The following is a 25,768-nucleotide window of genomic DNA, read 5'->3' on the forward strand; positions in this document are numbered from 1 at the left end:
ATGCCCGTACGCCTCTATCTCAACAACGTCGGCAAGTCCTTCACCATGCACCTGCAGGGCGGAACCGTCATTCCCGTGGTCGAGAAGGTCGAATTCTCGGTGAATTCCGGCGAATGTGTCGTCCTTGGCGGCCCCTCCGGTGCCGGCAAGAGCTCGATCCTCAAGATGATCTACGGCAACTACCGCTGTGACGAGGGTCAGATCCTGGTGACGGTTGGCGATGAAATCGTCAACATTGCCGGGGCCGAGCCGCGCAAGGTCCTGCGCCTGCGAGAAGACACGATCGGCTATGTCAGCCAGTTCCTGCGCACCATCCCGCGTGTTTCGGCCGAAGACGTCGTCGCCGAGCCTCTTATCGCCCAGGGCACCAGCGAGGCAGAGGGCGTCGACAAGGCCCGCTCCCTGCTGTCGCGGCTGAATGTGCCCGAGCGCCTCTGGACCCTGCCGCCCGCCACGTTCTCCGGAGGCGAGCAGCAGCGCGTGAACATCGCCAGGGGGTTCATTGCCCATTATCCGATCCTGCTGCTGGACGAGCCAACCGCCTCTCTCGACGCTGCCAACCGGGCCGTGGTCGTCCGTCTGGTGGAAGAAAAGAAAACCCAGGGCGTTGCCATGGTGGGCATTCTTCACGACCAGGACGTCCGGGAGCAGATAGCCGACCGCATCATCGACGTGACCGGTTTCAGCGCGGAGGCAGCCGCCTGAGCCACGAGATGAGGAAAGGCTTGCAGACGGGCGGAAACTGTCACAGAAAAGTCACCGCCCGCCTTTAGGTCACTCCCTCAGAAAGTTGAAGGATGTGGCCCTGCCACATCCGGCCAAACCACATTTCAAAATCGCGATTTTCTTCATGCGCTACGCCCTCTATTTCGCCGCCGATGCCGACGACCGCCTGATGCAGCTCGGAAATTCCTGGCTCGGGCGCGATCCCTTTTCCGGCACGGCCCTTCCGCAGCCGGAGCTGCCCGGCATGACATCGGCACGTTTCCAGGAGTTGACGACCGACCCCCGGCGCTATGGATTTCACGGGACCTTGAAAGCCCCGTTTTCTCTCGCAGCCGATCAGACCGAGGCAGCGCTGCTGGACGCTTGCGCAGCATTTGCGGAAGAAATCGCCCCTTATGAGATAGAAGCGCTCGGCGTGAACAGGCTTGGCCGCTTTCTGGCGCTGACCCCTGAGGCAGAAGAGCCGGCCCTGCGCGCCTTCGCCGGCCTGTGCGTGCGTCGCTTCGAGCCGTTCCGCGCACCACTGTCCGAGGCGGATCTTGAGCGCCGCCGCAAGAGCGGACTGTCGGAAAGGCATGACACCTATCTCGTCAGGTGGGGCTATCCCTATATCTTCGATGAATTCCGCTTCCACCTGACCCTTTCCAACAAACTGGAAGACGACAGCGACATGGAGCGGATGGCAAATGCCGCCCAGGACCACTTTGCGGATGTCATCGGCAAGAAGCGGCTGTGCCGCCACGTTGCGCTCTACACCGAAGCCGAACGCGGCGCGCCTTTCCAGGTCCATACCGTCTTTCAGCTGACCGGCAGCGTCGCTCCCGCCGACGCGCTCAGCCAGGCCGAGCGTCTTTCCCAAGAGGAATCTGCATGAGCAAGCATCCCAAAGTCTTCAAGAATGCCAGTCTGGTTCTCGCAGGCGAAGTGTTCGACGGTTCCCTGACGGTCGATGATGCCGGTCTGATTTCCGGCATCGGGTCACCGACCGAGGTCGACGGGCATGACTGCGAAGGCGACTACCTGCTGCCAGGCCTGGTCGAACTGCACACCGACCACCTGGAAACCCACTACGCGCCGCGTCCCAAGGTGCGCTGGAGCCCGGTTTCCGCCGTGCAGGCCCACGACGCCCAGATCGCGTGTTCCGGCATCACCACCGTGTTCGACGCGCTTCGCGTCGGCATGGATGAAGACGCGGACCTTGGCTATTCGGATATGCGCGCGCTTGCGGATGCCATTGAAACCGGCCAGCGGGAAAACCGCCTGCGCGCCGACCATTTCATCCACCTGCGCTGCGAAGTGTCTGCACCCGACGTGCTCAGCGCCTTCAAGGTGTTCGAGGACGACGACAGCATCCGCCTGATCTCGCTGATGGACCACACACCCGGCCAGCGCCAGTTCGTGTCGATGGATGCCTACAAGATCTACTATCAGGGCAAGAAGGGCTTCACCGACGCCCAGATGGACGACTTCATCCGCAAGCGCCAGGCGCGCGCCAGCAGTCTTGCTCCTGAAAACCGCAAGCATCTCTCGGCCATCGCCCAATCGCGCGGCATCGCCATCGCCAGCCACGACGACGCCACCACCGCCCATGTGGACGAGGCGATTTCACTGCAGACGAAAATCGCCGAGTTTCCAACCACGCTGGAAGCCGCCAAGGCATCTCACGAAGCCGGTATGGCTGTTCTGATGGGGGCGCCGAACGTCGTCCGCGGCGGATCCCATTCCGGCAATATCTCGGCGAAGGCGCTTGCCGAAGCGGGCGTTCTGGATGTGCTCTCCTCGGACTATGTGCCGATTTCGCTGCTTCAGGCTGCGTTCCAGCTGGCTGCAGAGGTCGAGGCGATTGCCCTGCCACAGGCAGTCGCCATGGTCACGGCGACGCCCGCGAAGGCCATTGGCCTGCAAGACCGCGGCACCCTGGAACCCGGCCTCAGAGCCGATCTCATCCAGGTGAAAATGGTTGGTGACATCCCGATCGTGCGCGGTGTCTGGCGCGAGGGCAAACGGGTTGCCTGAGGCTGCGTCCGACATGACAGAAAAACTCGGCCCCGGCCGCATGGTGCTCGTGGTTGGGCCGAGCGGGGCCGGCAAGGACACATTGATGGCCGCGCTCAAGGCCCGTCTGGCGGGCCGGACGGACGTCAGCTTCGCCCGGCGAGCGATCACCCGGCAGGCCGATGTCGAGGCTGAGGATCACGATACGCTTTCGCGCGCCGAATTCGATCAGCTGAGAGCTGCCGGAAAGGTTGCCCTGTGCTGGGAGGCCCACGGGCTCGGCTACGTCATCCCGCAAAGCTACGACCGGGCTATCGAAGCGGGCGCAACCGTGATTGCCAATGGCTCGCGCAAGGTGTTGAAGCACGCAGAGGACAAGTACCGAAACGCCAGCGTTCTGCTGATCACCGCGCCGGTCGAAGTCCTCGCCGAACGCCTCGCCGCACGTGGCCGCGAAAGCAGACAGGAAATAGAGGAACGGCTGCGCCGTGCCGACCTTGAACCGGAAAACGTCGCCAATCTGATCCGCATCGAAAACACCGGCACGGTGGAGGATGCGGTCGACAGGATGGTCGCCGCACTCGGCCTTTGACCTCAACCGAACCCGTCTCTAATCCGCAAACGCGCTCTGAACGGCCTGACTGAAAATCAGGGCCCTGGCATCCAGTGCGTCCTGATGATCACCGTCGAACGCGTGAACCATGGTGCGGAACTGTTTTGCTTCTTCGCCCAGTTCGGGCTCCCCGACCGCCCGGCGGAGATGGATCAGGGCGTGTTCGTGCCTGACCACAAGGTCTGCCAGATGGAGGGCGGAACCGATCATGTAGGCCCGATACTGCAGGCGTTTGACATGATCGAGCCTGTGAACATCCGGTTCCTGCAAAAGCTGCCAGAATCCGATGACATTCCTGCAAGCGGTGCGCATCAGGCGACCGCATTTCTCTTCGTCTGACCGGGACATGCTTGCCTCGCAAGATTCGCCTCGACCAGTCAAGCGTAGCGCTACACCCGGAAACTGCAATGAACCAGAAGAGTCATGATGCGTCATTACACGCCCAGATTCATTGATTTCTAAATTATTGTTCTTGGACAAAGACTTGTGCGGTGGACTGCGGCCGGAAAACCTTCATTTTGAGGTCAGACAATACAACCACAGGGTAGAACTTTGGTTCACATCCGGGTCAACGGGCGCCCGCAGCGATCGCCTGATTGATTTTCAAACCCGCATTCACGGCGTGATAGATCGGGAAAGGTGTGCGCTGTGACAGGTCGATGTCCCGCCTCAGCCACTCCTTCTCTTCCAGAACACCAAGGGACTTCGACAAGGCCCGGTCCGTCACCGGTCCGAGGTCTGCCTTGATCGCCGAAAACCGGCTTGGCGCCCCGGTTACTGCCAGGATAGGCACCGTCCAGCTGCGTCGCAGTACCGAAAAGGCGTCCTCGTTCGGAACGATCTCCTCGATCCGGCTCGCCATGGCAGCAACAGCCTTGCCTTTGTCCGTCAGCCGAAACTCGGGCCGCAGGGGATGGCCGTGGCCGGGGTTCCGCTCCAGCAGTCCAAGCTGGAACAGATGTTCAAGGCTTGCTGCAAAAGAACTGCGACTCGCCCCTGTCGCCGCGATCAGCGGGGCTTGTCGACCGGAAACACCTGCATGCAACTGAGCCAGAATTTTCAGCGACCAGGCTTTGGATGTGAGGTTGACAAGAAGCTGCATATTCATATTTTATAGCTACTATACTTTTGATACATAGGAAAGTCTCATGCCTGTCGTTTCTCTGGATAATACGATCACTCTCGCCCTCTCCGTTCGCGACAGGCATGCAAGTGCCGACTGGTACGCGGAAAAACTCGGATTCGAGTTGCTCTATCATATGGACGAAGCTGGCTGGAGCGAGCTGGCAACCCGAACCGAAGGCGTGACCCTGGGACTGGGCGAACAATCCGAACCGACGCCCGGAAACACGGTTCCCGTCTTCGGCGTGGCCGATATCGCAGGTGCCCGCAGTGCGCTGGAAGAGGCCGGTGTCAAATTCGACGGAGCGACGGAGACCATCGAGAGCATGGTCAGCACCGCAACCTTCTACGATCCCGATGGCAACGCGCTCATGCTTGCTCAGGACCTTTCCAAATAGGCGGTTCACAAGGAACAGCCCCCCGAAGAACATCGACACATCCGGTCGGGCGACCGACCGGATACTGTCTGCAGCGGGTTTTCGCAAACATCCAAGGCACGAATTTACGATCTGACAGGCAGCAGGCGACAGAAATACGTCATGCTTCCCAGAGGAAGCTGACGAATGACGCAAAGGAATAGTCGACACAAAATCTTTGCATTGCCAGAATAGTCGACTACTCTCTTATTCTTGATCTCATTCTGAAAATCGAGTTCTGCGGCATGCCTGCGACATTGTTTGAAAAGTACGGCGGCTTCGGGTCGGTGAGCCGCATCGTAATGACCTTTTACGACAAGGTTCTCGATTCCGACGAGATCGGTGACTTTTTCGACGACGTCGACATGACCCGCCTGATCGATCATCAGACCAAGTTTATCTCCTATCTGTTGGGCGGGCCGGTCAGCTATTCGGAAGAGCGGCTGAGACGAACCCACGCCACCCTTGACCTGAAAAACGAGGACTTTGACGAAGTTGCACGTCTCCTGCGCGAGACGCTGGTGGAACACAAGTTCGACCCTGCCGACATCAAATCCGTGATGTCGGCAATCGAAGCGCGACGTTCCGCCATCCTTTCGACCGGTGCGACATGAGCATCACCGCCATCAACCAGCAGCTCTTGCGCGCGATCGGGGTCGGCATTGCCGTCGTCAACAGCAAGGACCTCCAGTTCCTGTTCCAGAACGCTCCGTTTTCCGATTGGTTCGGCAAGCCGGAAGCCGTCACCACGCTTGCCGATCTGCTGCCGGATATCGACATCGAACAGCTTCGTGAAGCAATCAAAGAGCAGGGACGCTTTTCCGGAGAAGTCTCCGTCAAGCTCAAGCGCCGGACCCTGGTCATCGCCTTGACCGTTTCGCCAGCTGAAGAGCAGGACTTCCTCGTCGTTGAGTGCCAGAACATCACGCGGATCCGCGAACTGGAGTCGATGATCGACAGTTATTCCTCCATGGTAGAGCGGAATACGCGGGAACTGGAACGCGAGAAGGAACGTGTCGAGCGTTTGCTGCTCAACCTGATGCCGCGTTCGGTCTACGAGGAGTTCAAGACCTTCGGTGTCGTCACGCCGCAGCTTTACGAGAGCGTTTCCGTGGTCATGCTCGACTTCGTGGACTTCACAAAATTTTCCGCAGAGCACGACCCGACGGTGACGCTTGGAGAACTGAACGACATCTTTACCGCATTCGACCGTATCGCCGAGCAATTCGGCTGTGAGCGCATCAAGACCATCGGCGATGCCTATCTTGCCGTTTCAGGCATGCCCGAGCCCTCACCGGATCACATGCGCGCTGTTGCCAACTGCGCCGTGCGCTTCATTCGCTACCTGGAGCGTCGGAACCAGAGCCATCAACACAAGTGGCGGGCGCGTGTCGGACTGGGTACGGGATCGGCAGTCGGTTCCGTCGTCGGAATCCAGAAGTACGTTTATGACGTCTTCGGCTCGGCAGTGAACCTTGCCGCACGACTGCAGGAATTCGCCAATCCCATGTGCGTCGTAGCTCCGGATGCCATGAAGGAATTCCTGGTGGACGAGTTTCACCTGGAAGACCTTGGCAAACGCGAGATCCGCAGCTTTGGAGAAATGCGGCTGATGCGGGTCAGTCCTGGTGTCGAACTGGCCCATCGGGCGCGGCAGTTCTGACCGGACAACAGGTCCGCTGCCAGGCCACTCGCACAGCCGAAACCTGCCCGCTCAGTCCCACGGCAAAAGCAAAGGTGCAGCCCCCGAACGCAGCACCTTTGCGCCAATGTGCCGTCAGTTCTTGTTTTTCTTCTTGTTCCCGAAAACGTTGCCCAAAAGGCCGGAAGGCAGACCGAAACCTTCTTCTACCGCTTTCAGAACTTCCTCGTCATCGACCTCACCGTCCAGAACCTTCTGAACGTCGATCTGGGTCTTGCCGCCGGTCGCCTGGTTGATGACCTTGTTGGCCTGGTCAACCAGCTCCTGGGATGGTTCCTTCTTTCCCTGAAGAATGGAGATCAGCTCACCGCCGGTCTTCTGCAGTTGCTTGTAGGCTGCCTCCGGGTTTTCCAGAATACCCTTGATGTCCGGATAGATCCGCGGATCGTTCCACGGACCTTCGATCACGATGGGCACACCTAGGCCGGCCAGCTTCTTGTCTTCGCCCTTCCGCCGAGGCTGCGGGGCCTGGCCTTCCAGCGTCGGCACGATCTTCGGCTCCACACGCCAGGAAAGTCGCTGCGCCGGCATGTCCGTCGTGCCCTTGCCGGTCATGCGAACCAGCGGCCCGATCAGGGACAGATCGTCGGTCTTGGCAATGCCGTTCTGGATCTGGAACGTTGAGCCGAGCGAGCTGAAATCGGTCTTGGCCGACGGATTGGCCTGCCATCCGAGCAACGTCTCCACCGACAGGCCACGCACCATCTGCGGCACGTTGATACCCTTGATCGCGCCGTCGGCGAACGTGTAGTTGGCTGTCCCGTTCAGGGCCTGCACCAATGCCTGTTCGCTGCCGCCTTTGGAGGTAACATCCAGGTTGATGTTGGCCTTGCCTTCGATCCAGCTGAAATCGGCTGCATCGCGCAGCAACGGATAGGCGTTGAGGTTGGCGAGAGCAAATTTCGCGGCAACTTGAGGTGTTGCGGACGCCCCGTTGAGCGTAACCGTACCGGTGCCGGAGCCGCCGTATAGTGCCAGCTTTTCCAGGTTCGCAGTCAGCACACCGTTCTTGATGGTGGTCGACAGGGCGCTCTGGTCGATCTTGATCTTGTCCCAGCGGATTTCGCTGGTGGTCAGCTTGAAGTCCGCGTCGATCGCGTTGAGACCGGAGAAATCTATCGGCTCTGTACTCCAGCCACCTGCCCCACCGCGTTTGCCGCCGCCAGCCGAGGAATTTCCGGACGCCTGGCCAGAACCGCCACCACCGCCGCTGCCTGCGCCCGAAGACGATGCGCCGCCGAGATAAGGGTCGAGCACAAGTTCCCGCAGATCCAGCCGCGCCGTAACGCTTGGCTTGCCACCAAGGACGATCCGTCCGTTGGCTTCACCCGACGTATCGTCCAGCGTGAACCGTGTTTCCTCGAATGAAATCGTCTCGCCTGCGACGCCAAAGATGCCCGAAGCCTTGAAGCGCCTCAGACCACCACCGCTGCCGAGCGGTTTGCCGAGCCACGCCATGAGCCCGCGCAGGTCGGCAGTATCGACGCTGACCGCACCATCAAGCGCACCATCGCGCGAAGCCCGACCATTGAAGCCGGCGCTCACGCGATTGCCTTTCACGCTCACGGAAATCGGCGCAGCTCCCCCCGCCAGCAGGCGAGCGGTGTCTCCTTCGCCGGTCAGGCTGAACGCTTCTCCGCGCCAGGACAAGGCACCGCTGAGCGATATCGGGTTTTCCAGTCCCTGCAGATCGATATCCATGGCAAGGTTCGTCAGGCGGTCCGCTTCCGGATCGCCGCCAACCGCCGAAGCAAGCCCAAGTCCGCCAATCTCGCCCTCGGCGATACGTACGGACCCCGTGATATCAAGACCGGCAAGCAGTTCCTCCCCTGTCTGCCCCACGGTTGCAAAGGCGAGGTCGAGGCTGAGTTTGCCGCTTGCAGGCAAATCCCTGCCCGCCAGCTGCAGGAGATCGGCAATCGAACCGTCTTTCAGCACCAGCCGGCCGGAGACTTCAGGAACGTTCCCCGACAGATCCGCGTCCGCCGCACCGCCAAGAGACAGTTGGCCAAGCGTGATGTCGAGATCAGCCAGCGACAGCATGGCCTCGGTGCCTGCAACCTTGGCCGACACGGCAAAAGCACCCGGATCGGCGGCAAGATCCTGCCCGGCCAACGCTGCGAGAGCCTTCAGGGATGGCCCGGCGGCTGTGAGAGCCAGCTCAGCGCGCATCGGATCCAGGCCGGATTGACCGGTGACCGAGACGCTGTTTTCACCGCTGGAAATTTTCAGGTCTACCGGAACCTGCTCCCCACCCATGAGAGCGAGCGGGTTGGTCAGGGAACCTGCGATGGCGACCGGCATTTCGCGGAACGTGAAGCTGGATGTCAGATCCACCTCACCCGACAGGCTGGGCGCCTGCAGGCTGAGATCAAGGTTGGAGATACGAACCGGCTCGGCAGCATCCGGCGCCTTGTAGGTCACCGTGCCACCGGTGATCTGCAGGCTGTCGACACCAATGCTCTTGAGATAGCCCTCGGGAGCTGCGGCTGTTTCTGCCGGCTCTGCTTCAGACGCAGGCGCTGGCGTGGCTTCCGCCACCGCATCGGTTTCAGCGTCGCCGGTTTCAGCCTCGATCAAGTCGCCAATGTCGCTGATGTCGCGGCGGGGTTCCCAGCTCGTGGTGCCGTTCGGGCCGATTTCCAGATAGATGTCCGGCTTGTCCAGGGCAATACCGGTCACCTGGATATTACCGGAAACCAGACCACCCCAGGCGAGGCCAAATTCGACACGCTCGGCCTTGGCGAACTCGATCCCGTCGGCACCGGCCTCGCCGGCAAGGCCGATATCTTCCGCGACCAGCGAAAATCCGGGAAACAGCGACAAGGACACAGGTCCGTCCAGGCGCACGCGCCAGCCAAAGCGCTTGTCCACCTGCTCAACTACCTGACGCTTGATTTCGTCCTTGGGCAGGAACAGCGGCACCACCAGAATGATGGTTACCAGCATGAACAGCAGACTGCCCAGTCCGATCAAAAGCCGACGCATTTAGTGTCTCCCCGTCGCGAATCGGTCCCCAATGTAGACCAATCGGGCCGGAACGTCCCCAAGCAGAAGCAAACGCTTGCGCAGGAAAGGAGACAGAACGATCAAATACCGGCAAATCGGTCTACAACACCGCATACCGCCCCTGGGACCGGCATACGATCGCGATCACTGTGCCAGTCGATTTTGACAAAAGCAGGAAGTCTGCCGAATTTGCCCCAGGTTGGCACCATTCAGGCTGAAAACAGCCTGAATGGTGCAGGATCCGGCCGTCCGATGCTCTGTCTCAGGACAGGGCAAACATGTGATTGTCCCAGGAGATGCCCGGTGGGCGAGCCAGAATTTCCGCCGGCTGGGCAGGATCCTCAACAAGAGACAATGCCCCGTTGCCGTCAGATATCAGAAAGCTGCCCTGATCGATCGGCGCAACGCCGCATCCGTCGGCAATGGCCTCGGCACCCAGGAATGCGCCGGTATCGGCCTTCCAGAACAACGTCTGCCCACCCCTTGGAGCGGACGTTGCAATGACCTCACCGCTTGCGTTTGCGGTCACCGAGCCGATGTAGTTCTGAAGGCCTGACGCGATACCTGTCGGAATTTCCGTCAGGATGGGTGCTTCGTTCCGCGAAAACACGCCAACCAGAGGCGGCAGGTCTGTTTCCGGCCCCTCGAACTGACCGCCGACCCAAGCCCGCCCTTGTCCGTCCAGCGCCATATGCCGGAGCGACAGCTGGTGCAGGGAAGCGTCCAGTGCGTGGCTGGCATGAAGATCACCGGTTTCGCGATCCAGGAACACCACGGTCGGCGCCATGGTGTCGAGATTGAGCTTTTCACGCCCCTTGTCCGGATGGGTCATGATGCCGCCATTGGCAACGACAAGCGTTCGCCCGTCCGGCGCGAGCAGGAGGTCGTGCGGACCGATGCCATGGGTCTCGATCTCGCCGATCCGCTGAACCTGACGGCCACTCATGTCGTAAACGCCAATCACGCCACGGGCAGCGGCATAGTCGTTTTCGACCGCATAGAGCAGTCTGCCATCAGCGGAAAAACAGCCATGTCCATAGTAATGGCGGCCAGGTTCCGCCGTGAGAACCTCCGGCTCCACATCCTGATATGGTCGAACCACGACCGCGAATGTGCCGGGCCGGCGGGCAAAGGCCACAAACCTGGACTTGTCAGGAGAAACCGCGACGCCGTGGCCCCGTCCCGGCAGACCGATCCTGGCCAGAACCTGTCCAAGGTCGTCGACAACACCGACCCCATAATCGCCGTTTTCAAGCTTGTAGGCGCTCACGAACAGCGGCACACCGTCGGAAGCTTCCCGGTTCAGAAGGCTTGCCGCCAGCGTCGAGCCGGAAAATGCCGGCAAGGCGGCAAGGCCGCCGAGTGCCGCCAGAAAACCACGCCGTGAAAGGGGCTTAGTCACCATCGAGCGCATTAAAACCTCCAGCAAGTTCCAGGGCACCTGCAAGTTCAAGGGCAATCGTGTCGCGAAGCGATTTCAGCGTGATCGCCAGAACAACCATCTTGTCGTAGGCATCGCCTTCTTCAAAGGACTGGCGCAAGGGCGGATCTAGGGTCCCCAGAAGAGTGACAGCATTGCCAAACTCGAAGTCGAGCGTGTCGTAAATCCAGGTGAAATCGTCCGGCGTCAGGTCCTTCAGGTCGAGGGAAGCAATGGCCTTCTGAATGCCGAGCAGCTCGCCGTTGAGATAGACCACGCTGTTGCCGGAGCGCGAGAACGGAAAGCGCGTCGCCTTGGCCTTGTCCTTGCCGGTTCCCAATGCCGGAAGCACATCCTGATCCCGCGCGATGATCAGCCCCGTGACCAGCGCGTTGAACACGCTTTCCAGCGCTTCCTTCGACGTATGGAACCGCTCGTTGCCGCCTTCGGCTGTCAAGAGCACCTCGCTGTATCCGCCGGGATCCTGCCAGCCGGCAGCGATTTCGCTGGCCATGGCCGCAAGGTTTTCCGAAATTGCCAGTGCATAGCCGCAGCTGAAGTCCTTGCCGTCGTCCGCCTGCCCCAGCCGAACCGCACTGTCCTTGTCGAAAGCAAGCAATTCCAGTGCTGTCAGTCCCTGAACCGCGACGCTCTTGTCCTTGAGCGTCGCCGCAGACAAGGCGTCCTTGTCTTCAGAAGCGAGGAGCTTGCGGATCTGGCGTTGCGTGATGCCACGCGGGTCGGGCAGGAAGGCCAGCCGACTGAGGCGATCATTGTCGATCAACGGGCCAAACCGCAAGAAATGCACATGGGAGAAATCCCGCACAGTGTTTGAAAAGGCCGTCCTGAACCCCTCGACCGATGCTTCGTCCGCATTTGCGCAGACCGCTCGAAGAGCGTCCGGCAGATTTGCAGAGGTTTCGGCAAACGCACCGGTTGCCGGTTGGATATAGGCCTCGATCAGATTGTCGAGTTTCGGCTCGTAGTCCGTGGCGAACGCGGGCTGGGCGATAACGGCTCCGGAAACGAGAGCGGCAAATAGCAAACAGCGCATCAAAGGGACTCCAGAAAACGTATAAGCGATTGTCGGTCGGCGGGCGGAAGCGCAACCACAGCGTCGCGCGCCTGTCGGGCTTCGCCGTCGTGCCACAGGACCGCTTCCAGCAGATTGCGTGCGCGGCCGTCGTGCAGGAACCGGGTGTGATTGTTGACAGTCTCGGCCAGGCCAATGCCCCATAGCGGCGGCGTACGCCACTCCTGTCCACTGGCGTCACCCACCGGGCGATTGTCGGCGAGGCCTTCCCCCATGTCATGTAACAGGAAATCCGAATAAGGCCAGATCAACTGGAACCTGTGCGCCGGATTTTCCGCCTTTCGACTGGTCACGAATTTCGGTTGGTGGCAGGCAGGACAGCCTGACTGGTAGAAAACCTGCTTGCCTTTCAGCACCTCGGGATCATCCACGTCGCGGCGCATCGGCACCGCCAGGTTTTCCGAATAGAAAGTGACGAGATCCATGACCGGGTCCGGAGCTTCCGAGACACCAAGGTTTGCCTGTTCGCCATGAGGCAAGGCGCGGCAAGCTGTCTGCGCCTTGGTGCAGTCGCCGTAATTATCCGGCATCTCGGGTGTCGAAATGCCGATATCACCGGCAAACGCTGCTGCGGACTGGGCACGGATCGAGGGTTTGGAAGCCTTCCAGCCGAAACGGCCAAGCGTTAACGCACCCGTCGCGGGATCACGAACCCGGCTGACCTTGCCGGAAATTCCATCACTGTCGATGTCGTCAGGGTCCGCAAGCGCTTCAATGTCGCCGGGATGAATGGCCTGCACCAGACCGAGGCCGATCATGGGCGGGGCCGCGCGGGCCGAAATCATGGTGTCGGGGTGCATGTCGCCATATCCAAGATCCCGGATCTTGTAGACGGGCTTCTGCAACACAGCCTTTTCCCCACCGGCCAGCGGAACCTCGATCTCCTCCACCTCGATATCGAAGCGTCCTTCACCGGGCAGGCCCGGCACCGCAAAGGTCTGGAACTGACCGCCGTAGGTCGGCTCCGGCACCAGCAGGATATCCTTGTCGGCAAGTGCCTGACGCTGCGCCTCGGACTGAGGTGGGATGGACAGGCGAAGGAACATGGAAACCGCGTCTTCACTCGCCCGCGGCGGTCGGCCCCGGCCATCCTTCAAGTGACACCCCTGGCAGGAGCGCGCGTTATAGAGCGGTCCCAGGCCATCCGATGCCTGTGTCGACGAGGGAGAAGACGCCCAGAGCTTCTTGAACAGCCCGTTGCCTACCTTGAAGGTGGCCTGTTCTTCGAAGGTCAGATTGGCATTGGAGTGGGAATAGGCATCCCGGTTGATCCGCTTTCGGGACGTACCGGCCCCGCCCTGCATGATTTCAAAGGCTTCAGCGGCTTCGAAATCGGCCGGCGGCTGCAGAACCTTCGCGGCCTTGATCCTGTCCTTGGCCGACAGATCATCCCGGTGAGACAGCGTATCATCTGAAAGAGCGGTTCCTGCCGCCAGGCAGAAACACAAAAAGACGCCCGTCATGGCGCCCGGTCTGGGGACCAGTCTCATATTCGCATCCTGACTGTAATCCGCGAGCCCCAATTCGCGGACAAGCCGTCAGGCGGCCGATGCCGCCTGACGATCTGTTCGATTATTCGAAAACGGCGCCCGGGTTGTCCAGGCTGTCGGAACCTTCAAACGCGATATCGTCGAGTTCAAGCACCTTGACGACCCGCTCGATGGAAGCCGTCTGGTCAACCAGCGCATCGACAGCGGCCTGCACGACGGCGTTGCCCTCGTCATTGCCTTCGCCGATCATCTGGTCGTAGGCTTCGCCGCTTTCGGCCCGGGCCTTCATGGCTTCGAAAGCCGCCAGCGTGGCGTCGAGCTTCGTCTTCATTTCTTCCGCCAGCGCCGGATCCTTTTCCGCCACCAGATCGGCCAGGGAAGCACCGGAAACATCGTTGCCGACCGGGCTCTTGTACGACCCGAAATAGACGTTCCGGATGCCGACCACGTCGTTGTAGTGCGACATGTGGGTGTTGTCGGAGAAGCAGTCATGCTCTTCTTCCGGATCATGCAGCATAAGGCCAAGCTTGATGCGCTCACCGGCCAGTTCGCCATAGGAAAGAGATCCCATGCCGGTCAGGATGGTAGCAAGACCACCGGCCTCGCCCTTGCCGGCCAGCTCTTCGCGCGCAGCCCCGTCAGGAGCCCAGGCATTGGCCATTTCTTCAAGATCCGAAATCAGAAGATCGGTTGCGGCCTGCAGATACTGAATGCGGCGCTCGCAATTGCCACCGGTGCAGTTTGCCGGATCAAAGTCGGTGGCAGGGCGGTTGCCGGCACCAGCTTCGGTGCCGTTGAGGTCCTGACCCCACAGCAGGAATTCGATGGCGTGGTAGCCGGTCGCAACGTTCGTTTCCACTTCGCCGGCTTCCTGCAGGGAGTCTGCAAGCAGGGTCGGCGTGATTTCGGTGGCATCTATGGTTTCACCACCGACCTTGAGTGTCGGATTTGCAATCACGTTGGCGACGTAGAGATCGTTTTCTTCAGATTCATCACCGTAGGACGCGTCGACATAGTCGATCAGGCCTTCGTCGAGCGGCCATGCATTCACCTTGCCTTCCCAATCGTCGACAATGGCGTTGCCGAAACGGTACGCCTCTGTCTGCTGGTAAGGGTCGCGTGCTTCCTTCCAGGCGGCGCGCGCGGCTTCCAGGTTTGCTTCGGTCGGCTCAGCTACGAGCTTGTCGATCGCGGTCTTGAGCGTCTTGGCCGTTGCGAGCGAGTCCGCATATTTTGCCTGGGCGATGTCGCCGTAGGTCGACAGAACGTCGGAAGGTGCTGCAGCCAGGGCCGGAGTGACGAAAAGGGCAGAAGCGGCCAGAAGGCCAAGCTTGAAAGTATTCATTGATCCATCCCGTAATATGTGTCGCCCGCAGTGCGCGTGGACCGTCTCTGGGCGAAACCTGAATGATTTTGTGGCGCGGAAACACGCGCCGCAGGGAGAGGGAAACCATTTCATGAGGCAGGAAGTCAAGTTATAATTCCAAAAAAATCAATAGTTTAGAACAGTTCCAAAAAGTTGACTTATAAATGCCGGATTTGATTCCCATCTCAAAGTCTTAAAGCCGACATCAACCCTTTGATGGTAAAGAGGGAATGGTATAGCAATAAAAGCCGGCCTGTTTGGGGGGCCAGGCAACAGGAACGACAGACATGCTCAATGCGCTGAAAAGTTTTGTTCGGGAGCTGACCTTTGGTGACAGCGGAGAAAAGACCTTCGCCGAAGACGACAAGCGCCTGGCTGCGGCGGCTCTCTTGTTTCACCTGATCGATATCGATGGCGTGATCGAGGAAAGCGAAAGCACGAAGCTGCGGGAAATCCTGCGCAAGCACTATGACCTGACGGACAAGGAAACCACCGAACTGATCGCCGCCGCCAAGCAGCGCGACGAGGAAGCGGTCGATCTGTACGGCTTCACATCGGTGCTGAAGCGCACAACCGACGAGGAAGAGCGCCTCGCGATCGTCGAGATGATGTGGGAAATCGTCTATGCCGACGGCCACGTGCACGAGTTCGAGGACAACACAATCTGGCGGGTTGCCGAACTTCTCGGGGTCTCGACACGCGATCGCATGACCCTGCGCCACAAGGTTGCCCAGACTGCCCCGGAGACCGACGAACTGGACTGATCGCCCACGCGATAATCAGCCGGGACGCGTATTTATGCAGGATGAAGTGGCAACGGGACTCGATTTTCGTGCCGACCTCCCTCATATTAAGTCTATGCTTTTTCAGTCCGATCCCGTGAAGAACCGACCGAAAGTCCTGATTGTCCTGCATCAGGAGCATTCCTCGCCCGGACGAGTGGGCCTTGAGCTTGTAAAGCGCGGCTTCGCGCTGGACATCCGCAAGCCTCGGTTCGGCGACCTTCTCCCTGACACCATGGAAAACCATGCCGGCGCCGTCATTTTCGGTGGCCCGATGAGCGCCAACGATCCCGATGCCTTCATTCAAAAGGAAATCGACTGGATCGGTGTTCCGCTTGCCGAGGAAAAACCCTTTCTCGGCATCTGCCTTGGTGCGCAGATGATGGTCAAGCATATGGGCGGCACAGTCACGGGCCATCATGAGAGCCTGGTTGAGATCGGCTATTATCCGCTGCAGCCGACCGAGGCAGGCAAATCCCTGATGGACTGGCCGAAAAAGGTCTATCAATGGCATCGGGAAGGGTTCGACCTGCCCCGCGGCGCCGATCTGCTGGCCTCCGGACCGACTTATCCGAACCAGGCGATCCGCGTCGGGTCTTGCGCCTACGGCATCCAGTTTCACCCGGAACTGACCCACCAGATGATGGTCCGCTGGACGACCAAGGGCGCCCCGCGCATGGAGCTGCCCGGCGCCCAGCAACGCCGCGACCATTTTGCCGGACGTTTCGTTTACGATCCCGCTGTTCGGAAATGGCTCGACCGTTTTCTGGACCTCTGGATCGGCACGGCCGCCGCCCCGGTTTGCCACGGCATGTTGAAGGCAGCGGAATAACCGGCGTATCAGACCCGATACCCCGGCAAGACATTGCTTTAACGTGGCCCTGAACTGCCTCCACCGTCATTCCGGACAAGCAAGGCGAAGCCGTGCGCAGATCCGGAACGACAGTGGCGGGGGTTCAGGCGCCTAGAATTCTGCAACAATTGTCACCGCCACCCCCTGCGCGTCTCACCTCCGGTGACAGACGAAAGAGTAACAAAAGTCGCCCCAAATAATCCCGAACGGCTTTTGAAATGAGTGTCGCAAGCACCCAATCTTTTAATGACGCCGATTGCGCAACTCTTGCGAATAAGGCTGTCTATGCGGCGAAACAGAAACCGCAAGCTTCTGGCAATCATTCAGGAGTGGGAGTGACACACGCTTTGGACCGTCCAGCAATTCACCTTCACAACGCCAGGCCCGAAGAAACAGAAACCCTGGCTCGTATTGGCCTGGAGGCCTGGCTGAAGGGCATTGCCCCTCTTGTCCCGGACAAAGTCCGTCAGGAGATCCTTGCTGACAATCCATTTATTCCCTTTCTTAAAACATTCGGGCCTGCGGTGATCGTCGGAACAATCAACGGCGAACCTGCAGGCATCGGCGCCTGCGAACACGCCGAGGACACTATCTCCGACATCTGGGTCGCTCCTGCGTTCGAGGGGCTCGGTGTTGGGACAGCCTTGGTCAGATCACTTGAAACAGAGATCCTCGACCGTGGTCACCCTGTTGCCTACATCCAGGTTGCCGCGCTCAACAGCCGCGCCTTTAGCCTGTACCGCCATCTAGGATATCGGGAAGAATGGCGGCAGATGAGCTTCGATCCGATCCTGAAGGTAGAGATGGAAAAAGTTGGACTATCGAAACAGCTCTAGCCCTTGGCCAAGCGAAAATCGGAGCAGCTCCTAGGACAACATTCGAAGAAACTCGACTATCGTCTCTTGTTACCCCACACACGTTTCCACAGGAGACGCGGGCGGTGCCCCAGAAAAAGACAGGGCTCGACGCAATTTGCATCTGCCCGGGAATACTGGATCCCGGGTCTGCGCTACGCTTCGCCCGGGATGACAATCGAGAGGCACATCCACCGTCATTCCGGACAAGTGCAGCGAAGCTGCACGCAGATCCGGAATCCAGCGCATCTGCATGAGCGCTGCGAACCCTCAAGCTGGAAGAAAGACGCGCTTGAAGCGCGAATGATATCCGGCTTCCGGATCTGCACGCGGCTCCGCCGCGCTGGTCCGGAATGACGGGTGAGGCGGACACAAAAAGGCCGCCCGGAATGGATCCGGACGGCCTTTGATTGGTGCTGTCTCCAGCATCTTAGCTTTCGAAGACCACCAGAAGGTCCTTGGCGTCGATCTGCGAACCCGGTGAGACCAGGACTTCCTTGACCTTGCCGTCGCGTTCGGCGTGGAGCGCGGTTTCCATTTTCATGGCTTCGATCGAGACCAGCACATCACCGGCGGTGACATCCTGACCGGCGGTGATCGCCACCGTGGAAATGACGCCCGGCATCGGTGCTCCGACATGCGCCGCGTTGCCGTCCTCGGCCTTGCGCATTGCGGCAGCTCCGGTGGCGCCATGGGCGCGGTCCGGAACCTTGACGTTGCGCGGCTGGCCGTTGAGCTCGAAGAAGACCTTCTTCTCGCCCTTCTCGTCGGTCTCGCCAATCGCCTGGCAGCGGATCACCAGCGTCTTGCCGGCTTCCAGATCGACGGAGATCTCGTCACCCGGTTCCAGGCCGTAGAAATAGACCGGGGTCGGCAGGACGGACGTCGGACCATATTGCTGCTGGGCCTTATCGAAGTCGGTGAACACTTTCGGGTACATCAGATAGGAGGCAAGCTCGGTGTTGCTGATGCCGTGGCCGGTCTTGTCGGAAACAGTCTTTCGCTCCGCATCCAGATCGGCATCCTTCAGGAGCGACCCCGGCCGCACGGTGATCGGGGTTTCGCCCTTCAGAACCTTCTTCTGAAGCGCTTCCGGCCATCCGCCCGGAGACTGGCCGAGGTCACCGTGCAGCATCTTGACGACGCTGTCCGGGAACGCGACGTCCTTAGCCGGATCCTCGACCTCCGCCACGCTCAGCCCCTGGCTGACCATCATCAGCGCCATGTCGCCGACGACCTTGGAAGACGGGGTCACCTTGACGATGTCACCAAACATCATGTTGACGTCGGCATAGGCCTGCGCCACTTCGTGCCAGCGGGTTTCCAGGCCAAGCGAACGGGCCTGTTCCTTGAGGTTGGTGAACTGCCCGCCCGGCATTTCGTGCAGGTAGACTTCCGATGCCCCGAAGCGCAGGTCGCTTTCGAAGGCACGATATTGGGTCCGCACCGCTTCCCAGTAGAACGAGATCTGGCGGATCGTCTTGGCATCGAGGCCGGTATCACGGTCGGAACCGCGCAGGGCTTCCACGATGGAGCCAAGGCACGGCTGGGAGGTCAGGCCGGACAGCGCGTCCATGGCTGCATCCACCGCGTCGGCGCCCGCTTCGACCGCTGCCAGAACAGTGGCCGCGGCGATGCCGGACGTATCGTGCGTGTGGAAATGGATCGGCAAGCCGACTTCCTGTTTCAGCGTCCGGATCAGGACCTTGGCTGCTTCCGGCTTCAACAGGCCGGCCATGTCCTTGAGACCCAGGATGTGTGCGCCGGCTGCTTCCAGTTCCCTGGCAAGGCCGACATAGTATTTCAGGTCGTATTTCGGCCGCGCACTGTCCAGCATGTCGCCGGTATAGCAGAGCACGCCTTCGCACAGCTTGCCTGCTTCCTGGACCGCGTCCATGGACACACGCATGTTCTCCACCCAGTTGAGGCAGTCGAACACGCGGAAGAGGTCAATGCCGTTTTCAGCGGCTTCCGCCACGAAATACTTGACCACATTGTCCGGATAGTTGGTGTAACCGACACCGTTGGAGCCGCGCAGCAGCATCTGCAACAGGATATTCGGCGCCTTTTCGCGGATCTTGTGCAGGCGTTCCCACGGGCTTTCGGTCAGGAAGCGCATGGCAACGTCGAAGGTCGCGCCACCCCAGCATTCCAGCGAGAACAGGCTCGGCAGACCGGCTGCATAGGCATCCGCGATGTTGACGATATCGTGGGTCCGCATGCGGGTTGCCAGCAACGACTGGTGCGCATCGCGCATGGTCGTGTCGGTCACCAGCGTCCGCTTCTGGTCCTTCATCCAGTCGGCAAAACCCTTCGGACCCAATTCGTCCAGCAACTGGCGTGTGCCGGAGGGCTTGGCATCGCCGAAGTTCGGGATGACGGGCGCGGCCACATCCTTCGGCGGACGGGCACGGCTCTTGGTTTCCGGATGACCGTTCACCGAAACGTCGGCGATATAGGTCAGGAGCTTGGTTGCGCGGTCCTGACGCTTGGTCTGCTCGAACAGGGCCGGCGTCTCGTCGATGAAACGGGTCGTGTAGTTGTTGGCCTTGAAGTCGGCGTGGCTGATGATGTTCTCCAGGAACACCAGGTTTGTCGCCACACCGCGGATACGGAATTCGCGCAGGGCGCGGTCCATGCGCTTGCGGGCGTCTTCCGCCGTCGGGGCCCACGCCGTGACCTTTTCAAGAAGCGGATCGTAGAAACGGGTGATCACCGCACCGGAATAAGCCGTGCCGCCGTCCAGACGGATGCCGAAGCCCGTCGCTCCGCGATAGGCGGTGATGCGCCCGTAATCCGGAATGAAGTTCTGCTCCGGATCTTCCGTCGTGATGCGGCACTGCAGGGCGTGGCCGTTGAGACGGATTTTGTCCTGGGAGGGAACGCCGCTTTCCGGCGTGCCGATCTTCTCGCCTTCGCAGATCTTGATCTGTGCCTGGACGATGTCGATACCGGTGACCTCTTCCGTCACCGTGTGTTCCACCTGAACGCGCGGGTTCACTTCAATGAAGTAGATGGCACCGGTGTCGGCATCCATCAGGAACTCGACCGTGCCGGCGCCGCGGTAATTCACCGCCCGGCCGATCTTCAGACCATATTCACAGAGTTCGGCCCGCTTTTCGGCCGAAAGATACGGCGCCGGAGCGCGCTCGACCACCTTCTGGTGGCGGCGCTGGATGGAACAGTCGCGCTCGAACAGATGAACCACGTTCTCGCCGTCACCCAGGATCTGAACTTCGACGTGGCGCGCCCGCTGGACCAGTTTCTCCAGATAGATCTCGTCCTTGCCGAATGCCGCCATGGCTTCGCGCTTGGCCGCCAGAACTTCCTTGGCCAGGGTTGCTTCGTCCGGAATGACGCGCATGCCGCGGCCACCACCGCCCCAGGAGGCCTTCAGCATGACCGGGTAGCCGATCTCGGCGGCCTGGCGCTTGATTTCGTCCATGTCGTCCGGCAGCGGGTCCGTTGCCGGCATCACCGGCACACCCGCCTCGATGGCCAGATTGCGCGCGGCCACCTTGTTGCCCAGGCGGCGCATGGTTTCGGACTTCGGTCCAATGAAGGTGATGCCGGCTTGTTCGCAGGCATCCACGAATTCCGGGCTTTCGGACAGAAGGCCGTAACCGGGGTGAATGGCGTCTGCACCGGAGAGTTTGGCAACGCGGATAATCTCGTCGATGGAGAGGTACGCCTCGATCGGCCCGAGCCCCTTGCCGACCTGATACGCTTCGTCGGACTTGAACCGGTGCAATGCCAGTTTGTCCTGCTCGGCATAGATCGCAACGGTCTTCATGCCCAGCTCGTTGGCGGCACGGAACACCCGGATCGCGATTTCAGATCGGTTAGCAACGAGAATTTTTGTTATCGCCAAACGCCTTCTCCCCCTAATTTTACGCAAAACGAAAAGCCAGTTTCGGCAAGATTTCTACTTTGGTCGGAGGCGCTTGAAAAGGGGCAGAAGCTATGTCCTTTTTTTAACTTGGAAAATAATTTTGCGTCTGCGCCCGTAACTGTAGGAAAACGAACACTAATTCGATTGAACCCCAGATCCTCCCGGACTTTTTGAAAAAGGTGCAGCGCAGCAATTTTCAGATCGGGACAGGCGCCGAAACCGCAAAAACCGGCTTGCGTGGCTGCTGACCATTTCGGGACACTTTCCTGTCGGCAAGACAAAATCATCCTCCGGACGGCCCAACTGCGTAGACACCGCTCTACCGGAAACCCACTAGATCTTGTGAGAACAAATCCGCAACCTTCATGAATCAGCGATTCGTCCAAGATTCGTTCACCCTGTGTCCCCGGGTAAACGGCATTCTCCCTCCGGCGATGATACGCGTTTATGGAAAATTAATCATTGACAGAGATTCGGAGCAAATCAGCCACAACCGCGTAAAACGACTCAACCTCTTGACCAGATTCAGGATTTTGTGGCTCCACCCACCTCGCAAACCACATGTCGTAGGGAACAAATCCTGAATCGTCCGGAGTCGCCGATTCGGTTTCGGTTTGTTCCAGAGTCGTTCTCCACAACATATTTCAACCGTCAAAAACCTGACCGGCTGGCCAAAAGAATAAGGACATGCCCGCCCCGGCTGTGCTAGACACGCGACACCAGATATAGGCGCCATCCGTTTGCGCCGATCCGAAGAAAGCCGATCACAAGCCTCCCCATGCCCCGTCCCCAGACCCTGCCGCTGCCGCCGTCTGCCCGGTCCCGCACTGTGACGGCCGTGCTCGGACCGACCAATACCGGCAAGACCCACCTCGCCATTGAACGCATGCTGGCCCAGCCTTCAGGGCTGATAGGGCTGCCGCTGCGCCTGCTCGCGCGTGAAGTCTATAACCGCGTTGCCGACCGCGCGGGTCCGGAAGCGGTGGCGCTGGTCACCGGCGAAGAAAAGATCGTCCCGACGAACCCGCGGTTCTGGGTCTCGACGGTTGAGGCCATGCCGCTGGACCTGAAGACGGAATTCGTCGCCATCGACGAAGTGCAGCTGGCGGGCAACCTCGATCGCGGTCATGTCTTCACCGACCGCATCCTGAATGTTCGCGGTCAATCCGAAACGCTCCTGCTGGGTGCGGCGACCGCACGCCCGCTGCTGGAAAAACTGCTGCCGGGCATCAATGTGGTCACGCGGCCGCGCATGTCCGTGCTGGAATATGCGGGCTCCAAGAAGGTCTCGCGCCTGCCGGCCCGTTCGGCCATCGTCGCCTTCTCGTCAGACGAAGTTTATTCCATTGCAGAGCTCATCCGTCGCCAGCGCGGCGGGGCTGCCGTGGTGCTTGGCTCGCTGAGCCCGCGCACGCGCAACGCCCAGGTGGAACTGTTCCAGAACGGCGATGTCGATCACCTGGTCGCGACCGACGCCATCGGCATGGGGCTGAACCTCGATGTCCATCACATCGCCTTTGCAGGTAACCGCAAATATGACGGCTACCAGTACCGCCAGCTGACCGCCTCGGAGATGGGTCAGATCGCCGGACGGGCTGGCCGCCACACCAAGGATGGTACCTTTGGCGTGACCGGACGGGTCGATCCGTTGGACGACGACCTGGTCGAACAGATCGAAAGCCACCACTTCGACAGCCTGAAAGTGCTGCAATGGCGCAACAGTGCGCTGGATTTTTCGTCGGCAAACGCCTTGCGCTCAAGCCTCGACATGGTGCCGCGCGAAGAGGGTCTCGCGAGGGCACCCATTGGCGACGACATCACCGCTCTTGAACATTTATTGCGCGATCCCGCAATATCCGGCATGGCAAAGGGCGGAAATGCGGTCGAATTGTTATGGGACGTGTGTCAGGTCCCCGACTATCGTAAGATCGCCCCGGCGAACCACGCAGAGTTGCTCAACACCATTTACACCCACCTGATGCAGGACAATGCGATTGCCGATGACTGGTTCTCGCGTCAATTGGCCTTCGCAGACCGGACAGATGGTGATATCGACACTCTCGCAAACCGGATTGCACATATCCGGACCTGGACCTATGTCGCCAACCGTCCCGACTGGCTGGCCGATCCGGCCCACTGGCAGGGCGAGACGCGCGACATAGAAGACAAACTATCTGACGCCCTTCACGAGCGGCTGACGCAGCGGTTCGTGGATCGGCGTACAAGTGTATTGATGCGACGTTTGAGAGAGAACGCAATGCTGGAAGCGGAAATTACATCGAGCGGCGATGTGCTCGTGGAAGGTCAGCACATCGGGAATCTGCTTGGCTTCCGGTTTGCCCCTGACGCGGCAGCTGAAGGACCGGACGGCAAGACCGTGCGTGCCGCAGCCCAAAAGGCCCTGACCACCGAAATCGAATCCCGTGCGGATAAGCTCGGCAAGTCCGAGAACTCCGATTTCGTGCTGACGTCCGAAGCCGTGATCCGCTGGCGCGGGGAACCCGTGGCCAAGCTCGTCTCCGGAGAAGAGGTACTGACGCCCGTCGTGCTGCTGCTGGCCGATGAACATCTGACCGGCCCGGCACGCGACAATGTACAAGCGCGGCTTGATCTGTGGGTCAAGGCACAGATCGATACGCTGCTGAAACCGCTTGTCGACCTGAAGGCCGGCGAAGGCCTGGAAGGTCTTGCCCGCGGCATCGCGTTCCGCATCGTTGAAGGCCTCGGGATTCTGGAACGCCAGGAAGCTGCCGACGAGATCCGCCAGCTCGACCAGGACATGCGCGCCAGCCTGCGCAAGCACGGCATCCGCTTTGGTGCCTACACCGTGTTCGTGCCCGCCCTGCTGAAGCCTACGCCGAGCCAGCTGCTGGCACAGCTCTGGGCCTTGAAGCACGGCTCGCTGGACATGAACGGCATGGCCGAGCTGCCACAGCTGTCTGCATCCGGCCGCACGTCCATCCCGGTTGATGAAACCATCGACAAGGCGCTTTACAAGGTTGTCGGTTTCCGCGTCTGTGGCCCGCGTGCCGTTCGCGTCGACATTCTGGAACGCCTGGCTGACCTGATCCGTCCGCTGATCGCCTGGAAGCCGCTTGATGCGGAAGTCAGCCCGCCGGAAGGTGCGGTCGCAACCGGAGGCGGCTTCACCGTTACCGTTGCCATGACATCGCTGCTCGGCTGTGCCGGCGAGGACTTCTCCGCCGTGCTGAAATCCCTCGGCTACCGGTCCGAGACCAAGGAAGTGCAGCGCCCTGTAGCAGCCAAACCGGCAACGGAAGCACCGGCAGAGGCGCCGGTGGCGGAAACTGCTGCGACCGAAGCGGACACTCCCGCCGAAGCAACCGCAACGGAAGCACCGGCTACGGAAGAGACGGCCGAAGCCGTGACCGCCGAAGCCGCTTCTGAACCGGTCACTGCAGAAGCTGAAGCGGTGTCCGAACCGGCGGAAGCCCCCGCCGAAGCTGCTGCATCTGCCGAAGGCGCAGCCGCTGAAACCGCCGCTGTGGAAGCAACGCCGGATGCACAGACAGAAGGCGAAACCGCTGCTGCTGAGGCCACTGCGGGTGAAACCGAACTGGAAACAGTGACCATCGAGATCTGGCGTCCGGGCCGGCACGACCGCCGTCCACGCGGCCGTCAGGACCAGCGCCGAGGCGGCGACAACCGCCGGGGCCAGGGTCAAGGTCAGGGTGCCAAAGGTGGTCAGGGCGAGAAGCGTCACGGCAAGGGCGGACCGAAAGGCGAAGGCCGCGGCCGTGGTGGGCATGGCGGCCAGAAGGGCTTTGACGGTGGCAACCGCCGCGACAAGGCCCCAAGGGACAAGCCGATCGATCCGAACTCGCCCTTCGCGGCCCTGATGGCCTTGAAGGCGAATATGGACAGCAAGGACAAGAAGTAATTCCTGCGCCTGAAAACAATGCTGCCGCCGGCAGCCTGCGCATCGACAAGTGGCTCTGGTACGCCAGGGTCACCAAATCCCGCTCTCTTGCCCAGAAGCTGGCGACATCCGGTCATGTCCGGGTGAACAAGGACAAGATCGATTCAGCCAGCAAGACTGTCCGAACCGGCGACGTTCTGACGATCGGCCTGGATCGCCGTATCCTCGTCCTCAAGATCCTTGCCCTGGGCACCAGGCGCGGTCCCTATGAAGAGGCCCGCAAGCTTTACGAGGATCTGTCGCCGCCGCCCCCGCCGAAGGATGCCCCGCCGCCACCTGCGCCTGCACAGCGCGAGGCTGGTGCCGGTCGCCCGACCAAGCGCGAGCGGCGGAAAATCGACGCGTTCCGCGGCGGCGATTGACGCTGTTTCCTGACAAAGCCCGGAAAACAGAAAAACTTTCTCTTTCAGGCCCGGACTGCGTCATCCAGAGCGCTTGCGCCCGTTTGACAAAAACGATACCCAACATCTGCACCAGACGTTATACGTGCGCCTT

Annotated in this window: 20 protein-coding genes; 12 read left to right on the forward strand and 8 right to left on the reverse strand. The window is 60.4% G+C overall.

The genetic code is table 11. The features are described from left to right. The 4 genes from phnL (at position 1) to phnN (ending at position 3,313) form a co-directional block, all read left to right on the forward strand. Positions 1-705 carry a phosphonate C-P lyase system protein PhnL gene (gene phnL / locus ACVDG9_RS24535; protein ID WP_035907933.1) on the forward strand — a complete coding sequence of 235 codons (705 nt, stop codon included), beginning with the start codon at positions 1-3 and terminating at the stop codon, positions 703-705. Positions 706-850: 145 nt separating this feature from the next. After that, the gene (locus ACVDG9_RS24540; protein ID WP_447239223.1) at positions 851-1,600 is read left to right on the forward strand and encodes a DUF1045 domain-containing protein; all 750 of its coding nucleotides are present in this window, start codon (positions 851-853) and stop codon (positions 1,598-1,600) included. Continuing rightward, a complete protein-coding gene (locus tag ACVDG9_RS24545; protein ID WP_077291444.1) occupies positions 1,597-2,742 on the forward strand; it encodes an alpha-D-ribose 1-methylphosphonate 5-triphosphate diphosphatase in 1,146 nt (381 codons plus the stop codon). Before ACVDG9_RS24540 ends, ACVDG9_RS24545 begins: the two co-directional genes overlap by 4 nt. A gap of 13 nt (positions 2,743-2,755) precedes the next feature. Then, complete coding sequence (phnN, locus tag ACVDG9_RS24550) at positions 2,756-3,313, forward strand: phosphonate metabolism protein/1,5-bisphosphokinase (PRPP-forming) PhnN (protein WP_023002644.1); 558 nt, start codon at positions 2,756-2,758, stop codon at positions 3,311-3,313. Positions 3,314-3,331: 18 nt separating this feature from the next. Here phnN and ACVDG9_RS24555 read toward each other — a convergent pair whose 3' ends face one another. After that, the gene (locus ACVDG9_RS24555; RefSeq protein WP_023002643.1) at positions 3,332-3,682 is read right to left on the reverse strand and encodes a hypothetical protein; all 351 of its coding nucleotides are present in this window, start codon (positions 3,680-3,682) and stop codon (positions 3,332-3,334) included. 220 nt (positions 3,683-3,902) lie between these two features. Further along, positions 3,903-4,436 carry an HxlR-like winged helix-turn-helix transcriptional regulator gene (locus tag ACVDG9_RS24560; RefSeq protein ID WP_447239225.1) on the reverse strand — a complete coding sequence of 178 codons (534 nt, stop codon included), beginning with the start codon at positions 4,434-4,436 and terminating at the stop codon, positions 3,903-3,905. A gap of 46 nt (positions 4,437-4,482) precedes the next feature. On the opposite strand from ACVDG9_RS24560, the gene ACVDG9_RS24565 reads away from it, so the two are divergent. From ACVDG9_RS24565 to ACVDG9_RS24575, 3 genes are all read left to right on the forward strand, one after another. Further along, a complete protein-coding gene (locus ACVDG9_RS24565; protein WP_447239226.1) occupies positions 4,483-4,854 on the forward strand; it encodes a VOC family protein in 372 nt (123 codons plus the stop codon). A 263-nt stretch (positions 4,855-5,117) separates the two neighbouring features. Beyond that, a complete protein-coding gene (locus ACVDG9_RS24570; protein WP_075282204.1) occupies positions 5,118-5,486 on the forward strand; it encodes a group I truncated hemoglobin in 369 nt (122 codons plus the stop codon). Then, positions 5,483-6,535, forward strand: a complete 1,053-nt coding sequence (locus ACVDG9_RS24575; protein WP_075282205.1) for an adenylate/guanylate cyclase domain-containing protein — start codon at positions 5,483-5,485, stop codon at positions 6,533-6,535. The genes ACVDG9_RS24570 and ACVDG9_RS24575 overlap by 4 nt, the downstream gene beginning before the upstream one ends. 114 nt (positions 6,536-6,649) lie before the next feature. On the opposite strand, the gene ACVDG9_RS24580 is transcribed toward ACVDG9_RS24575, so the two are convergent. The 5 genes from ACVDG9_RS24580 to ACVDG9_RS24600 all read right to left on the reverse strand — a co-directional run bounded on the left by ACVDG9_RS24580 (position 6,650) and on the right by ACVDG9_RS24600 (position 14,931). Then, entirely contained in the window at positions 6,650-9,562 is a 2,913-nt protein-coding gene (locus ACVDG9_RS24580) for an AsmA family protein (protein WP_447239228.1), read from the reverse strand. Positions 9,563-9,845: 283 nt separating this feature from the next. Beyond that, a complete protein-coding gene (locus tag ACVDG9_RS24585; protein ID WP_447239229.1) occupies positions 9,846-10,988 on the reverse strand; it encodes a DUF1513 domain-containing protein in 1,143 nt (380 codons plus the stop codon). Continuing rightward, on the reverse strand, positions 10,978-12,057 hold the full coding sequence (locus ACVDG9_RS24590) for an imelysin family protein (protein WP_447239230.1): 1,080 nt from the start codon (positions 12,055-12,057) through the stop codon (positions 10,978-10,980). Before ACVDG9_RS24590 ends, ACVDG9_RS24585 begins: the two co-directional genes overlap by 11 nt. Continuing rightward, positions 12,057-13,586: a di-heme oxidoreductase family protein gene (locus ACVDG9_RS24595; protein WP_447239231.1), complete on the reverse strand. Its 1,530-nt coding sequence runs from the start codon at positions 13,584-13,586 to the stop codon at positions 12,057-12,059. The genes ACVDG9_RS24590 and ACVDG9_RS24595 overlap by 1 nt, the downstream gene beginning before the upstream one ends. An 82-nt stretch (positions 13,587-13,668) precedes the next feature. Next, on the reverse strand, positions 13,669-14,931 hold the full coding sequence (locus ACVDG9_RS24600; RefSeq protein ID WP_447239232.1) for an imelysin family protein: 1,263 nt from the start codon (positions 14,929-14,931) through the stop codon (positions 13,669-13,671). Between the two features lie 308 nt (positions 14,932-15,239). Here ACVDG9_RS24600 and ACVDG9_RS24605 point away from each other — a divergent pair, with 308 nt between their 5' ends. The 3 genes from ACVDG9_RS24605 to ACVDG9_RS24615 all read left to right on the forward strand — a co-directional run bounded on the left by ACVDG9_RS24605 (position 15,240) and on the right by ACVDG9_RS24615 (position 17,423). Beyond that, positions 15,240-15,716: a tellurite resistance TerB family protein gene (locus ACVDG9_RS24605; protein WP_447239233.1), complete on the forward strand. Its 477-nt coding sequence runs from the start codon at positions 15,240-15,242 to the stop codon at positions 15,714-15,716. 94 nt (positions 15,717-15,810) lie between these two features. Beyond that, entirely contained in the window at positions 15,811-16,566 is a 756-nt protein-coding gene (locus ACVDG9_RS24610) for a glutamine amidotransferase (RefSeq protein WP_055660066.1), read from the forward strand. Between the two features lie 239 nt (positions 16,567-16,805). After that, the gene (locus tag ACVDG9_RS24615; protein ID WP_447239234.1) at positions 16,806-17,423 is read left to right on the forward strand and encodes a GNAT family N-acetyltransferase; all 618 of its coding nucleotides are present in this window, start codon (positions 16,806-16,808) and stop codon (positions 17,421-17,423) included. Between the two features lie 448 nt (positions 17,424-17,871). Here ACVDG9_RS24615 and pyc read toward each other — a convergent pair whose 3' ends face one another. Then, entirely contained in the window at positions 17,872-21,312 is a 3,441-nt protein-coding gene (pyc, locus tag ACVDG9_RS24620) for a pyruvate carboxylase (protein ID WP_075282210.1), read from the reverse strand. Positions 21,313-22,111: 799 nt separating this feature from the next. Here pyc and ACVDG9_RS24625 point away from each other — a divergent pair. Further along, on the forward strand, positions 22,112-25,234 hold the full coding sequence (locus ACVDG9_RS24625; RefSeq protein WP_447239235.1) for a helicase-related protein: 3,123 nt from the start codon (positions 22,112-22,114) through the stop codon (positions 25,232-25,234). After that, positions 25,234-25,635: an Hsp15 family ribosome-associated heat shock protein gene (hslR, locus tag ACVDG9_RS24630; protein ID WP_055660072.1), complete on the forward strand. Its 402-nt coding sequence runs from the start codon at positions 25,234-25,236 to the stop codon at positions 25,633-25,635. The genes ACVDG9_RS24625 and hslR overlap by 1 nt, the downstream gene beginning before the upstream one ends. The last annotated feature ends 133 nt before the right edge of the window (positions 25,636-25,768 follow it).

This window comes from Roseibium sp. RP-7 (genome assembly GCF_053005225.1).

Coding starts and splice junctions, on each gene's coding strand:
- phnL (WP_035907933.1), top strand. CDS start 1: ATGCCCGTACGCCTCTATCTCAACAACGTCGGCAAGTCCTTCACCATG.
- ACVDG9_RS24540 (WP_447239223.1), top strand. CDS start 851: ATGCGCTACGCCCTCTATTTCGCCGCCGATGCCGACGACCGCCTGATG.
- ACVDG9_RS24545 (WP_077291444.1), top strand. CDS start 1,597: ATGAGCAAGCATCCCAAAGTCTTCAAGAATGCCAGTCTGGTTCTCGCA.
- phnN (WP_023002644.1), top strand. CDS start 2,756: ATGACAGAAAAACTCGGCCCCGGCCGCATGGTGCTCGTGGTTGGGCCG.
- ACVDG9_RS24555 (WP_023002643.1), bottom strand. CDS start 3,682: ATGTCCCGGTCAGACGAAGAGAAATGCGGTCGCCTGATGCGCACCGCT.
- ACVDG9_RS24560 (WP_447239225.1), bottom strand. CDS start 4,436: ATGCAGCTTCTTGTCAACCTCACATCCAAAGCCTGGTCGCTGAAAATT.
- ACVDG9_RS24565 (WP_447239226.1), top strand. CDS start 4,483: ATGCCTGTCGTTTCTCTGGATAATACGATCACTCTCGCCCTCTCCGTT.
- ACVDG9_RS24570 (WP_075282204.1), top strand. CDS start 5,118: ATGCCTGCGACATTGTTTGAAAAGTACGGCGGCTTCGGGTCGGTGAGC.
- ACVDG9_RS24575 (WP_075282205.1), top strand. CDS start 5,483: ATGAGCATCACCGCCATCAACCAGCAGCTCTTGCGCGCGATCGGGGTC.
- ACVDG9_RS24580 (WP_447239228.1), bottom strand. CDS start 9,562: ATGCGTCGGCTTTTGATCGGACTGGGCAGTCTGCTGTTCATGCTGGTA.
- ACVDG9_RS24585 (WP_447239229.1), bottom strand. CDS start 10,988: ATGGTGACTAAGCCCCTTTCACGGCGTGGTTTTCTGGCGGCACTCGGC.
- ACVDG9_RS24590 (WP_447239230.1), bottom strand. CDS start 12,057: ATGCGCTGTTTGCTATTTGCCGCTCTCGTTTCCGGAGCCGTTATCGCC.
- ACVDG9_RS24595 (WP_447239231.1), bottom strand. CDS start 13,586: ATGAGACTGGTCCCCAGACCGGGCGCCATGACGGGCGTCTTTTTGTGT.
- ACVDG9_RS24600 (WP_447239232.1), bottom strand. CDS start 14,931: ATGAATACTTTCAAGCTTGGCCTTCTGGCCGCTTCTGCCCTTTTCGTC.
- ACVDG9_RS24605 (WP_447239233.1), top strand. CDS start 15,240: ATGCTCAATGCGCTGAAAAGTTTTGTTCGGGAGCTGACCTTTGGTGAC.
- ACVDG9_RS24610 (WP_055660066.1), top strand. CDS start 15,811: ATGCTTTTTCAGTCCGATCCCGTGAAGAACCGACCGAAAGTCCTGATT.
- ACVDG9_RS24615 (WP_447239234.1), top strand. CDS start 16,806: ATGAGTGTCGCAAGCACCCAATCTTTTAATGACGCCGATTGCGCAACT.
- ACVDG9_RS24625 (WP_447239235.1), top strand. CDS start 22,112: ATGCCCCGTCCCCAGACCCTGCCGCTGCCGCCGTCTGCCCGGTCCCGC.